We start from the raw sequence: 12,640 nt of genomic DNA, 5'->3' as shown, positions 1-12,640 counted from the left end.
AACTGGAGGGTATAGTGGTGGGTGTGTGGGTGAGTAATGTACAGTCAAATGTCGTGACTAACTCTGGGTCACAGGCCCCTGTGGTGGCGGTTGCTAGGGCTTATTATGACGCCTCGGTTGAGGTTGTGTCTATTAGGTTTAGGGATGGTGAGGTTAAGTACGTTATTGAGGGTGTTGGTAACTTCGCAATATTCGCAGACGATAACGGCGTATGGGGTGTCGACCTTGAGGTTAAGAGGTGGGTGAGCGACCGCGGTGAGGTTGTTAACGTGTTTAGGAGGGTTAAAGTGGGGGTTTATGGTAACGCCACTTGATGTAGAGATCCTAGACAGCCAGCCAGGCCTAATTGAGGTTGAGGATTACGTGACTATTAGGTATAGGATAGTTGGCGTTAAGGCAGCTAGGGTTGGCGAGGGCTACGAAATAACGGCCCTCATTGACGTGGGGGCTAGGTTTAGTAAACAGCCACAGCAGGTGGTTGGCCTATGCGGTGATAACGTGCCCTACAGGCCCGCCTCCTTCAAATTGGTTGAATTGGCCCACGCTGTGGTTAGGGTTGATGGGAGGGTGTTCGACGTCTATATAGAGCCCATGGCAGTAATGATCGCTGATGGCTTCATAACAGCCACGGGTGAGCCATGCGTAGCCATACACACGGCAATAGGCTGGATTACCAAGTAGCGTACTCAACGCATGCCTTAATTAAGCATAGGATGGATGTGGCAAGGTACACTGGGCCGGAGACGCTTAACATTATAGCAAGTAAAGCCTACATGAATGGACACGGTACACCGGATGAGGTGCCTGATAATCTTAAGGGTATTGAGATTGAGAGGAGGATGATATTATGAGGATCATACATATCCATCATAATTATTTTCCAGTAGTTGGTGGTATTGAAGTCACAATGAATAGGTTAGGTCTTTGGCAGACTAAGTTTGGTAATGAGGTTTACGTCTTGACTGGCAATATTAATGATGGCTTTAAGGGTGATGGCATATTGAGGGTTCATAGAGTACCGATAATTCACATACCTAATTACCGTGAGATTTCTATACCGATAAATGTACCTAATGAGTTATTGAAGAATGCCGATATAATTCAGGGGTATAATCAAAATAGCTTATTTACATACATCATCGAGAGAAAGGCTTATGAATACGGTAAGCCTATCATTACATACCTCATTGCAGTGGATTATCTACATAATCACTACAGGCTATTAATGAGAACACTAGGTTTCAAGTACCAGGTATACTTAACCAGAAGGTTCATTAAATTGTCAAGGCTTTTATTCGTTACGAATAATTATGAAAGAGAATTATTGATGAGTAGGTATGGTGTGGATTCAGCGGTTATTCCCCATGGCATTGATGATGAATACTTAGAGGAGCCCAGTAGGGCCTGGGCCTTTAGGAATAAATATGGGATCACCGATGAGATATTTACCTACATTGGTAGGCTTCATTGGACTAAGGGTATTGATATGCTTATTAAAGCTTTTAAATATGTTATTAATAAATTTGATAATATAAGACTGGTGTTAGCTGGGAAAGGAGACCGTAAATATATTAGTTACTTAAGTAAATTAATTGATAAACTTAGACTTAATGGCCTAGTTTTAATGCTTGGATATATCAATGAGGACGATAAAATAGCGTTAATAGACGCGTCAAGGGCCGTGATCTTACCATCGAGGCATGCTGGCGAGAGTTACCCATTAATCGCTAATGAAACTGCCGCCAGGCTTAAACCATTAATAGCGACAGGCATTGGTTCAATACCGAGGCTTAGCATGGAACATATAGTAATAACAGAACTAAACGAGACCAGCATTGCAGAGGCTATGATTAAAATGCTAAATAGTGAATATTACAAAGATTACGTGGATAAGGCTAAAAAGGTCAGGGAAAGGCTACTTAGATGGAGTGATGTGGCTAAGTTAACGATTAAATATTATAACGAGGTCATTAAGTAGCATGATAGCGGAATCTACAGAAGGATTAAGCTTAACGAGGCTATGATTAAGTTAATTGATGATAGGTATTATGGGAAAGTACCTTTAGTTATTAAAGAAGGAAAAGACCCCAACCTGGGGCGAGGTTGCTGAAGAGGTGTTAAGGCTGTGGGTATAAGCTTCCCATCAGCGTTACTGCTATTAACGGGCCTATTTACGGTACTATTCACGACACTGCTCATATTAACACATAATAAAGGTGACCGTGAGCCACCCTTGAGCCATGGGACGGCCAACGCGATGCTCACAGCCGCCGACGTATTGGCCTTAGTCACGCTGTTCCTTAACTTAGCCACGCCCATTAGGGCGGGTTACCCGATGATTTACGAAGTAGCCATAACGGCAATAGCCGCATTAACGATAATACCAATGATTGCATCTAAGCCAACGGACTCCATGATCTCCAAGGCCCTGTCATCCGTAATAATGCTTAACATAATACTGCTAAATGATCAATTGCCAAGCACTGGCATTAGTTGGGGAGAGGGGATAGAGATGTATAGGGATATGTATATGGCTGGGCATTGGAGCTTCAGCTTCGCCTACAACCCGGCCTATAACCCATTCCCAGCCCAGGTGGCTCAGGTGGTTATGATGGCTAAGGTCCTTAACCTACCCTGGTATTCGTCACTGGTATGGGGTATTTGGTATGCGGTATTCACCATAGTCTACGACATGGTCATATACATGCTGACGCTCAGGCTGACGCAAAATAAGGCAGCATCCGTGCTGGCGGCATTCTTCGTAGGGGTAACCCCTGAGACTGCATTAACCCTCAACCCACACCTATGGCTATCCAACCTATTCGTACTAATCTCCACGGTGACGTTAATCAACGTTATAGAGGGCTTTGAACCGGCGCAAAACGCAGTAATCAGCGCCCTGAGCTACATACTGGCCGTGCTCTCACTAACCACAGCCCTACTAATGCTGCTGGTGCCTATTTCATTCATAGTGGCATGGTATGTCTTAAGGGCCCTGAGGCTATATAAGCCAATTCACCAGGGGGCTACCTCGGCTAGGAAAGGCCTAATACTATTCCTATTCGCAGTATATACGGTAGTTACCCTACTGGTCTTCCTATACACGCAGGGCTACTTCACGTATGTATACCCAATGTTGGATAGCTTAAACCAGGCAATATGGCAAATATTAATTAGATTATTCGTAAGAAGCATAACTAAGGTTAAGGGTGTTCAATACCACTTCCTATACAGTGGGGCTAACCCAGTATTGGCCTATGCGTGGTCGCTGGCATTCTCAATAGCCGCATCGTACCTACTTTATGTCGTGTTTAGGAAGAGGAGGGAGAACGTGTGGTTAATGACACTCCTAGTGGTGGGTCTTGTTGTACCAGGGATAGCCGCCGTGCAGAGGATATTTACGGCAACATATCCAATAACGGTGAATGCCTACACCGCAATACCCCTAACCTTCCCGATAGTGGGCCTTGCCTTAACAAGGCTTAAGGATAAAAGTAAAGCTATTCTAATGCTCTTAATACTGCTACTGGTGGCGATAGTCCCCATAGCCTCATACGACCCAAGCATATCACCCATTGAGTACGCCAAGATACACCACTACAACGTACCCCCATTAACCAGGAGTGAGTATGAATGCACATTGTTGTTAAACAACCTACTGCCCAGCAACACGGGTCCACTATACGTATATTCGCCGATAATGGGTACATTACCGTGGTATACGCCTAGCCTAGGCGGCGTTGGCGCATATCCAACTAACGTGATAGCCCAAGCATTGCCCATGATACGCTTCATATATAATGAAAGCAGCGTGAACGTATACGTGGTAGTCTACAATGGGACACTGAGCAAGGCCTACTACGTAACCTTAGGCCCAGGCATACCGCCAACAATAGTGTATAACCCATTAAACAACCCTAACATCATATTCAACAGCAACTACGCCACACTGCTTGAACCCTCATGAAGACTATTGCCGTAATAGGCGCCTTAGACCTTTACACGAGGCATGAATTAGGATTGATAGCTACACTTAATTATCATGGTTACCATACATATGCTATTGCATTAAATCCATTCATTAGAGATATTAGGAAGAACAGTATGTGGGTAGAAATTGATAGAGGGCATTCTAAAGTAAATATTATTGAGATACCATTAAATTATGGATCTAGCTCATTAATTAAAGCATTAAGCTGTTGCATTAATGAGTTAGATATTATTATACTAACATCCGGAATTCCATGGAAACAAAGCATTAGTATATATAATTATATTAAGAGATCTATTGGCGCATTACTCATTACCAGGTTCTGGTCTATAAGGGCGCTTAAACTTATAGATAATTTATTGCACGGATCATATTATGACCTTGCATTGTTTATGCCATCACTTTTTGTAAATTACGTAAAAATGATATCCTCTAATGCAATAATATATGAAGATCACTATACATATAAAGTCGGTAAATATATAGCACCACATATACCAGGAAGTAAGATATATCCTACGCCAGGTATTCCTAAAGATACTATTAATGAAGTAGATGAAAAGGCATACGAAATAATTAACAATATTATCAATAAGTATGGGGGATATGTACTTGCTTCAACGATACTTATCAAGGCTTTTGATATAGAGAAGTATGAAGCAGTACCGCATGCATTACTTATTTATGGTATAGCACGGAGGAATCCAGAGATACCAATAATTGTATTTGGAAGTACTAAAGATGAATTTCAGAGGGCTTTTCCCGAATTAGCAAGAAGGCTTCCTCAAAATTTAGTTTTTATAGGTAAAGGCTTATCGAATAAATTTATAAGATATCTTTATCGAAATGCATCAGTGGTAATTATATATATAAGTAATAGGAGCGTATCTAATAGATTTCTTGAGACAATTTATTTTAGAAAACCTATGATATTCAATAGGACAGCCCTGGAGTTATATCCTGAATTGGTAAAATTTATTGATCTTAATCTATCATTAGCAGATAATTTAGATGATTATACGAATAAAATAAAGATATTATTTAAAAATGATAAAATACAGGAAGAGTTAAGTAAGCAAATAGGGAATGCATACGAAATGTTATTCTCAAGTACCGGTAATATACGTGCCTTAGAAAGATTTATTGAAAATTCACGATGAGGATTGTCTTATTAACGACTGATTATCCACCATATTCAGGAGGTGGTATTGGCACATTCACATACGAACTAAGTAAGGGGCTTGAAACATTCGGTAATGAAGTCTTCATAATTTCTAAGAAGCACATGATTAATTATAATTCTCAATCCTTAAACGAGTACTTTCTTACATCGCCGGCTATACCACCTAAGGATATCTGGTTCTACATAACAAGGAGCTATAGCATCACTAAGCTAGTAAAGGGACTTAAGCCTGATGTGATTCACGATGTAAGCGGTGTAACAGGGTATTTACCCTGGATTTCGAAAATAGCACCAACAATAGTCACGGTACACGGTACACCACTCCTAGGCAGAATTAGGCTACTCATGGGTGGCGAGGATAGGATCAGGTCAATACTCTTCGACCTAACGCACTCAATACCCGCCAGGCTAGTGCAAATCATTACTAAACCTGACATTAAGTATATTGTGTTTGCCTCTAAATCAGCCTTGTGGGATTCATTAATAGGCCTAGACGATAAGGCTAAGAATGGGCTTCTCAAGAAGGTTCATGTAGTATATAATGGCGTCAATATTAATTGGCTAAGAGACATAGCAAAGAGTACTACTCATGTAGAGAATTACTCGGTGGTCTTCATTGGCAGGTTAATGGAGTATAAGGGCGTTAAGTGGTTAGTAAGGGCCTTCAGGCTTGTGGTTAATGAGCTATCAAAGGCTAAGCTTCACATTGTTGGTGATGGACCAATATACAGGGACATTAAGGACCTAGTTAACAAGCTCGACCTCGAGAACAACGTAATCATGCACGGCTCATTACCCAGGACCGAGGCCATGAAGGTACTCGCCCAATCAATGGTACTCACGCACCCAAGCTTAGCCGAGGGCTTTGGAATAGTGATTGCCGAGGCCTATGCAATGGGTAAACCCGTCATTACACATAAATCAACATACTCGTATGAACTAGTTGCTGAGACAGGCGCGGGGCTCATGGTTAATACCCTCAATGAAAGGGAGTACGCGGACGCCCTAATTCAACTACTCACAGACGAAAACCTGTACAGAAAGCTTTCACAGAGGGCGCTTGAGGTCTCCGAGAGGTTTAGTATGGAGAATATGGTTAAGGGCTACTTAAAGGTTTATTCCAAGGCTATCAATGGTTCATGACCTGCATTTCAATTAACTTTGATGATGGATACCTAATACACTATGAGTACGCCAAGACTCTGTACAGAATGGACATACCAGCCACATTCTTCATAATCACGGGACTCAACGAATACATGGGTAAAAAATTAATCATCACAAGAACCGAACTGATTAAGGAATTAATCGACATGGGCCACGAGGTCGGCTCCCACACCCACACCCACAGGGATTTAACAACGGTAAGCCCTAGTGAATTGAGGGAGGAGTTCGCTAGGAGTATTGAAACTTTAATGAAGGTGTTGAGGAATGGCGATGGGTTTGGTATAGCCTACCCATACGGCTCATTCAATGAGAATATCGCTAATGAGGCGAGTAGATACTTCATATACGGTAGGGTCATGGGTAGGTTCAATAGGTGGAATGAGAGGCCGATGAGGTATGCAGTGGGTGGTATGGGGGTTAGGCACCTGGTGAAATACCCCCTGAAGGTGCTGGTGAGTAAGCCGAGATTAATCGTGGTGGTCTTTCACGATGAGCCCAGCTGGTTGATAAAGCTAACCATAGGCTACCTCAAGGCCTTCAACGTGAGGTTCGTAACGTTGAGGGAGGGGCTCAGGTGCCTAGGCCTATGAGGTACGTGGTGAGCGTGCTGCACCACTCAATACCGTCGATAAGGCCTGGCGCATTAGCCGAGGAGGATGATGTGGGCTGGCACTTCAGGGCAGCAAAGGCATTAACAAGGTATGGGGGGTTTAAGGCAGTAGCCATGAGGCCAAGCGGCTCTGAGGACTATTTAACTAAGATTATTGAGGACGTGCCCGTTGTTTTAACACCGACAATCAACCTATCACCATCGAGGAGGCTATTGAAGTGGAGTGAGTACTCACCAGCATTAGCCCAATTAACGGAATACTTAGTTAAGAGGCATGAAGCGGTACCCTACATCCACGAGTATAGGGCATTAAACTCGGAACTAATCATCAGGAGGCTCATAAATTACCCAATGATACTCCAACACCACGGTTCACGACCACCAATGCTAAGGAACGCATTAAGACCTGACCTAATTAGTGACGTTAAGGAACTCTCGAAAATAAGGAGGGAGACGCTACTGAAGAGGGTTAAGGGCGCCATATTTGTAATCAATAGGGTAGAGAAGGAGTACCTGGAATCCCTAGGCGTAGACGCTGAAGTCATGGTCAGGACAATGGCCGTGGACTTCAACGAATTAAAGCCACCAAGCATGGAAGAGAAGAGGAAGTTGAGAATAAAATACGGCATACCGGAAGACGCAGTAGTGTTAACAACATACACCGGGGTCTTTGGCGAGGAGTTCAGCACGTTAAAGGGTACTCACCTAATTGCGAGACTATGGAAAGACCTAAGGAGGGTGCTCAACATCAGACTAATGCTAATGGTCACTGGGCTTGGTGAGGCTTGGGTTAAGGCATTCAGAGAATTAGGCATAGTGGCTTATGGTTTCTTGCCCCATAAAACCTTCATAGAGCTATTAAAGGCATCCGATGCATACTTCCTAATGGCAACCCCAGGCTACTACGGTGGAATAGGCGTAGCGGTAATGGAGGCGCTAGCCCTTGGGAAGCCCGTAGTAAGCCCAACACTGACTGATTACCCAGAGTTAAGGGAAGTGAAGTACTTGGGTGCTGTAACGGAATATGTAAGTAACGAGGATGACTATTATGAATTCCTCAAAGCCTTAACGTACATAGTTGAAAATATTAACAATTATAAATCGGAGCTGATAAGAAGTCTAGCATATAGACACTACTCATGGGAATCATTCATAAAGAATTTCATACAAGTTATCAACAAATTATGAATTTATAAAGAATTAAAGAAGTTAAGCATGAAGAAAAGATGAAGAAGAATGCAATATCAAATAATCATGGTATTATCATTATTGTTCTTGAAAGGGGTTGAGCACTGGGTCAACATGTTTTATGCGGCTTCTTAAGAGAATTACTGCTTAAAAATCCATTTAACCCAATGCTCGGCTTTCGCGAAGATATGGAGCTATTAAGCAAGTTAAGAACAAAACCTGTTATAGTCGATACCAATGTTAGGCGCTGTTATCCACACACGTTAAGGGATGTTATTAGGCAGCAGCTTTGGTATGGTAGGACATGGCTAAGGTACGTTAAATTAAACGGTAATTTAAGGAGCGATTTGTGTGTTTCAATCAGTCATTAGAAGAAATGTCAGTATAGGTAGGGATTAGATATGTGCGATGTTGGTATTGTAATGGTCACGTATAATAGCGTCACTAAACTAGGTGAATTCTTCAATAAGGTCCTTGAATCATTAACGAACCTCAATACCGGCGATTTAAATGTAAGAATAGCGATAGTTGACAATGCATCCAGCGATGCAACAGTACAGGTAGTTTCTGAAAGACTGAGTAAAGAACCTAAGGTTTAAGGTTAATATAATTAAATTAAGAAAGAATGCTGGGTTACCGGCAGGGTATAATCATGGTGCAGTAGCCCTTAAACCCTGTAAATACTTACTCTTTCTGAACGATGATGTGATTCTAGCTGATGACCTATTAATAAGCTTCATGTAAAAATATTTGCTTATGTGTTTAATATGAAATTGTTGATCATAAAATTTATGAAATATATTGCATCTAATGATTAATAAATCATCATGCTTAAGGTCGTACTATTAACTAATACTATAAATAGGGCTGGTGGTGCTGAGCAGGTTACGTTAGCCATGTATAAGGCTTTAACATCATTGTCTAATGTTAAAGTACTTGTATTGGGCAGAGAGGAGCTAAGGCCTGAATTGTTAAAGCTTTGGGTTCCAGGTAATTTACTTAAAGATTTTGTAAGCCATTATATATATGTTAGACGCTTTGATCATGAATTACATAAGTTACTTAATTATGATTTAATAGTTAATACTCGTAGTAATGAGATCTTAGCGCCAGCTCATGTTCATTATTTTCACTGGGTTTTTTCACCGTATGGTGTTAAAGATACGGAAGCACTAGCTTATTACAAGCTGGCTTATAATATTAAAGATGGTATTGTAAGACACGCCATTAGGCATGTACTTCACTATATATTAGCTAAGTTTAGTAAGGTTACTCTAGCCAATTCTAAATATACCGCAAATTTGTTGAAGGATTTAGGAATTAAGGCACATGTATTATATCCACCTGTTAAGGCTTCGGAGATCGCTACACGTGCTGAGTCATTAATAAGAGATAAGAAGCCCATCGTTATTACCATTTCTAGGATAGATAATGGAAAGAGCCTTGAGATTTTACCTATGGTTGCCTTTAAGATTAAGTCTATGAGATTTATCTTAGTAGGTTCCTTAGCCAACTATGACTATTACATGAAGCTCGTTAAGTTAAGTAAAGCATTGGGTTTAGATAATTTCATAATTATGCCTAATCTACCTAAGGATAAGCTTTATGACCTATTAGCAATATCCTCTATATATCTTCATACAGCCCACCATGAGCAATTCGGCATATCTATAGTTGAGGGTATGGCAGCCGGCTGCATTCCGGTTGTTCATAGGAGTGGTGGTCCTTATGAGGACATTTTAGATAAGTCAGATGGTATATATGGCTTCTCTTACGGTGACATAGATGAATTAATTTCAATAATAAACAATATTTCAATAATGAATAAAGGTGAACTAGCTGATTTACGTAAGAATGCGTTAAGAAGAGCTTTATCCTTTGACGAAGGCGTCTTCATCGCTAAATTCAGGAGTATTATTAGTAGTTTGATTTCATGAGGATAACGATTATAGTACTCACCAGCGGGTCTAGGGATAGGTTGTCCCTACTCAAGCATTTGCTTAAATCAATCGCAGCCCAGACCGTTTTACCTGATGAAGTTATTGTAGCCACTGAGTCTAATGGTGAATTAATCAAGGCCCTAGGCGATGGGTACCTTAATGGTGTTGTCTTTAGGGTTCTTGAGACTGGTTACTGGAATAAGTGTCTGACTGCTAATGAGGCTATACTTAAGGCTGATGGCGATGTCATTTTTCTCCTTGAGGATGACCTTTACCTGACGCCTAGCTTCATTGAGGAGGTTGTTGAGACCTTTAGGAAGTTTCCTGACGCTGGCTGTGTTTACACTAACTGTATCTGGGTGTTTCCTGAGGGTTCTGGGTCTAGGGGTGGTGTAGTGGGTCGAGCGGCTCGTTTGTTAAGTAAGTTAACTATCCATGGGTCTGTCCTGCCCAGGTTCACTAGGCCTGTTAGTAATGGTGTGTTTGAGGTTGGTTCATTCACGATGAGTGTGGCTTGTAGGAGGGAGGCTTTGCTTAGGGCTGGGCTTTACGATGTTAGGGTTTGGGAGCCTATACTTGGTGAGGACTTTGACCTGGCCTTCAGGGTTAGGAAGGCTGGCTACAGGATACTTCAAAACACTAGGGCAGTCTCCTATCACTTCACCATGCAGGTGACCAAGGGCTCGGCCAAATATCGCAGTGATCCCTCGGCGTTAATGGGTACCTACGCCACCGAGGTGTACTTCATGGCCAAGAATAGGGACCTGCTAGGTCTTAGTCATGTGATTACTCATGCTATTTATAGGATGATTGAGTCTGTGATGTGGGGTGTTAGGTCTGGTAATCCGCTAACCATCATTTACGGCATTGCTGGCTCCCTATTGGGGCTTTTAAGGGGCCTACTGGTTAACCCGATGAGCGGTGTTAAGCCAAGGCCATGAGTAGGGCCGGCGTTAAGGCTGTCCGTGGATCACTGTGGATTACCTCAGGTAGGTTCATATATAATGCGGTGGGGTTCATTGGTAGTATCGTCATTGCTAGGTTATTGACACCGGGTGAGTATGGGCTGATAAGTATAGCCCTCACGTACCCACTATTCTTCACCAGCATCGCTGACCTTGGGTTGTCAACGGCGATAATGAGGTATGCGGCAGCTGGCATGCATAGGCATGCCTTATCGGCAGTACTTCTAAGAAGTTTAAGTGGTATTGCCTTTGGGCTCGCCCTAGTCCCGTTGTCCACATACTTAGCGCTTACGTTGAGGAGGCCCTACTTATCACTAGCAATACAAATACTCTCAATATACACGATCGCCTATATGGTACAGACCTCGGTAAATAACTATTTAATTGGAGTTGGTAGGTATGGGGACTTCGTAATCCTTGACCTCGTTAGAAATATTACCAGGATTTCTGTGAGCATAGCATTAATTCTTATTGGGCTTGGCGTCTACGGTGCCTACTGGGGCTTCTCAATAGGCTACCTGGCGGCTGCCTTCCTCGCAATATTCATGTTACCTAAGGTTGAGGGTAAATTAAATATTAAGGGTGTTGTTAATGAACTCTTCAACTACTCAATACCGCTCTACATACCCACGCTAATCTCAATACCCCTGGGGCAACTATACAATATCTTAATAGCGATTTACGTAACCAATACCGAGATGGGAAATTACCAAATAGCCAACAACCTACTGGCCGTAGCATCTTTAGTGAGTGGGTCAGTAAGCACAGCATTGTTCTCAGCATTACCTGAATTCATTGGTGAGGATTACAAGCTTAGAAGTGCCATTAATAGGGCTGCCTATTTAATGGCCTTAATCATAAGCCCAATAGCCCTAGCATTAGCCCTATTCTCAAGGCAGGCGGTATACGTAGTGTATGGCTCATCATACAGCCTTGCACCACTTTACCTAAGCATAATGGCCATAAACCTACTACTATCCCCACTTGGGGTAATAACCATGTACCTCAACATTATTGGCGACACTAGGTTATCAATGGTCATAAGCCTGATAAATACCGTAATTGGGTTACCTATAACCTGGGCCCTATTAGTGAGGTGGAGCATGCTAGGCGCAGTTATAGCATCTATAATAAACGGTGCTATAGGCACGGCGATAACCTATGGAATTGTTAAGGCCAGACATAACCTCACGGTAAACATCCCTAAAACAATCTACTACATGCTGCCAGGCATACTATCCTACATAGCCACATACCTCATATTAACGCGCATTAAAGGCCTATACATACAGCTACTAATTGGGTTACCGCTGTACGTGATTCTAATGGGCATACTTATAGCATTAATCACAGATGTAGAGGATTTAAAATACTTGTCCAATGCTGTTAGGAACATAAAATACGTGGGGCCCTTAATATCGAGATTAGTAAGTATCGAGATTGATCTTAAGGCAATCCTATAGCAGGCATGATAACAGTAGTCAGTAACTGGGCGCCGGCACCATTCCGGAAGGCATTAATTGAATACGGCGTTTATATGATTAAAATGAACTTCACATTAAATGATATGCATAATCTAGAGCGCTTTGACCTAAT

At 42.1% G+C, this 12,640-nt stretch carries 14 protein-coding genes; all 14 read left to right on the top strand.

The genetic code is table 11. The features are described from left to right. Positions 1-29 precede the first annotated feature (29 nt). The 14 genes from VDIS_RS02310 to VDIS_RS02250 all read left to right on the top strand — a co-directional run bounded on the left by VDIS_RS02310 (position 30) and on the right by VDIS_RS02250 (position 12,507). The gene (locus tag VDIS_RS02310) at positions 30-314 is read left to right on the top strand and encodes a hypothetical protein (protein ID WP_245522549.1); all 285 of its coding nucleotides are present in this window, start codon (positions 30-32) and stop codon (positions 312-314) included. Further along, positions 298-681: a hypothetical protein gene (locus VDIS_RS02305; RefSeq protein ID WP_013335599.1), complete on the top strand. Its 384-nt coding sequence runs from the start codon at positions 298-300 to the stop codon at positions 679-681. Before VDIS_RS02310 ends, VDIS_RS02305 begins: the two co-directional genes overlap by 17 nt. After that, positions 639-851 (top strand): hypothetical protein, encoded by a 213-nt coding sequence (locus VDIS_RS12565; protein WP_013335598.1) that lies wholly within the window; start codon positions 639-641, stop codon positions 849-851. Before VDIS_RS02305 ends, VDIS_RS12565 begins: the two co-directional genes overlap by 43 nt. Continuing rightward, entirely contained in the window at positions 848-1,978 is a 1,131-nt protein-coding gene (locus VDIS_RS02300) for a glycosyltransferase family 4 protein (protein ID WP_013335597.1), read from the top strand. Before VDIS_RS12565 ends, VDIS_RS02300 begins: the two co-directional genes overlap by 4 nt. A 147-nt stretch (positions 1,979-2,125) precedes the next feature. After that, positions 2,126-3,967 (top strand): hypothetical protein, encoded by a 1,842-nt coding sequence (locus VDIS_RS02295; protein WP_013335596.1) that lies wholly within the window; start codon positions 2,126-2,128, stop codon positions 3,965-3,967. Beyond that, positions 3,964-5,151 (top strand): hypothetical protein, encoded by a 1,188-nt coding sequence (locus VDIS_RS02290; protein ID WP_013335595.1) that lies wholly within the window; start codon positions 3,964-3,966, stop codon positions 5,149-5,151. Before VDIS_RS02295 ends, VDIS_RS02290 begins: the two co-directional genes overlap by 4 nt. Beyond that, positions 5,148-6,317, top strand: a complete 1,170-nt coding sequence (locus tag VDIS_RS02285; protein WP_013335594.1) for a glycosyltransferase family 4 protein — start codon at positions 5,148-5,150, stop codon at positions 6,315-6,317. The genes VDIS_RS02290 and VDIS_RS02285 overlap by 4 nt, the downstream gene beginning before the upstream one ends. Beyond that, the gene (locus VDIS_RS02280; protein WP_013335593.1) at positions 6,314-6,931 is read left to right on the top strand and encodes a polysaccharide deacetylase family protein; all 618 of its coding nucleotides are present in this window, start codon (positions 6,314-6,316) and stop codon (positions 6,929-6,931) included. The genes VDIS_RS02285 and VDIS_RS02280 overlap by 4 nt, the downstream gene beginning before the upstream one ends. Further along, positions 6,916-8,139, top strand: coding sequence for a glycosyltransferase family 4 protein (locus tag VDIS_RS02275; protein ID WP_245522548.1), 1,224 nt, complete (start codon positions 6,916-6,918; stop codon positions 8,137-8,139). Before VDIS_RS02280 ends, VDIS_RS02275 begins: the two co-directional genes overlap by 16 nt. A 188-nt stretch (positions 8,140-8,327) precedes the next feature. Further along, positions 8,328-8,510, top strand: a complete 183-nt coding sequence (locus VDIS_RS02270; RefSeq protein WP_052885743.1) for a hypothetical protein — start codon at positions 8,328-8,330, stop codon at positions 8,508-8,510. A 30-nt stretch (positions 8,511-8,540) separates the two neighbouring features. Continuing rightward, positions 8,541-8,738: a glycosyltransferase family 2 protein gene (locus VDIS_RS02265; protein WP_013335590.1), complete on the top strand. Its 198-nt coding sequence runs from the start codon at positions 8,541-8,543 to the stop codon at positions 8,736-8,738. 228 nt (positions 8,739-8,966) lie between these two features. Beyond that, positions 8,967-10,076: a glycosyltransferase gene (locus VDIS_RS02260; protein WP_013335589.1), complete on the top strand. Its 1,110-nt coding sequence runs from the start codon at positions 8,967-8,969 to the stop codon at positions 10,074-10,076. Next, positions 10,073-11,020, top strand: a complete 948-nt coding sequence (locus VDIS_RS02255; protein ID WP_013335588.1) for a glycosyltransferase family 2 protein — start codon at positions 10,073-10,075, stop codon at positions 11,018-11,020. The genes VDIS_RS02260 and VDIS_RS02255 overlap by 4 nt, the downstream gene beginning before the upstream one ends. Further along, entirely contained in the window at positions 11,017-12,507 is a 1,491-nt protein-coding gene (locus VDIS_RS02250; RefSeq protein ID WP_013335587.1) for an oligosaccharide flippase family protein, read from the top strand. The genes VDIS_RS02255 and VDIS_RS02250 overlap by 4 nt, the downstream gene beginning before the upstream one ends. Positions 12,508-12,640: the final 133 nt, after the last annotated feature.

The sequence above is a fragment of the Vulcanisaeta distributa DSM 14429 genome, assembly GCF_000148385.1.
Lineage (GTDB): Archaea > Thermoproteota > Thermoprotei > Thermoproteales > Thermocladiaceae > Vulcanisaeta > Vulcanisaeta distributa.
Note: the sequence above shows the minus strand (reverse complement) of the source record. Positions and strands in the feature narration are given on the sequence as shown.

Coding starts and splice junctions, on each gene's coding strand:
- VDIS_RS02305 (WP_013335599.1), top strand. CDS start 298: ATGGTAACGCCACTTGATGTAGAGATCCTAGACAGCCAGCCAGGCCTA.
- VDIS_RS12565 (WP_013335598.1), top strand. CDS start 639: ATGCGTAGCCATACACACGGCAATAGGCTGGATTACCAAGTAGCGTAC.
- VDIS_RS02300 (WP_013335597.1), top strand. CDS start 848: ATGAGGATCATACATATCCATCATAATTATTTTCCAGTAGTTGGTGGT.
- VDIS_RS02290 (WP_013335595.1), top strand. CDS start 3,964: ATGAAGACTATTGCCGTAATAGGCGCCTTAGACCTTTACACGAGGCAT.
- VDIS_RS02285 (WP_013335594.1), top strand. CDS start 5,148: ATGAGGATTGTCTTATTAACGACTGATTATCCACCATATTCAGGAGGT.
- VDIS_RS02280 (WP_013335593.1), top strand. CDS start 6,314: ATGACCTGCATTTCAATTAACTTTGATGATGGATACCTAATACACTAT.
- VDIS_RS02270 (WP_052885743.1), top strand. CDS start 8,328: ATGGAGCTATTAAGCAAGTTAAGAACAAAACCTGTTATAGTCGATACC.
- VDIS_RS02265 (WP_013335590.1), top strand. CDS start 8,541: ATGTGCGATGTTGGTATTGTAATGGTCACGTATAATAGCGTCACTAAA.
- VDIS_RS02260 (WP_013335589.1), top strand. CDS start 8,967: ATGCTTAAGGTCGTACTATTAACTAATACTATAAATAGGGCTGGTGGT.
- VDIS_RS02255 (WP_013335588.1), top strand. CDS start 10,073: ATGAGGATAACGATTATAGTACTCACCAGCGGGTCTAGGGATAGGTTG.
- VDIS_RS02250 (WP_013335587.1), top strand. CDS start 11,017: ATGAGTAGGGCCGGCGTTAAGGCTGTCCGTGGATCACTGTGGATTACC.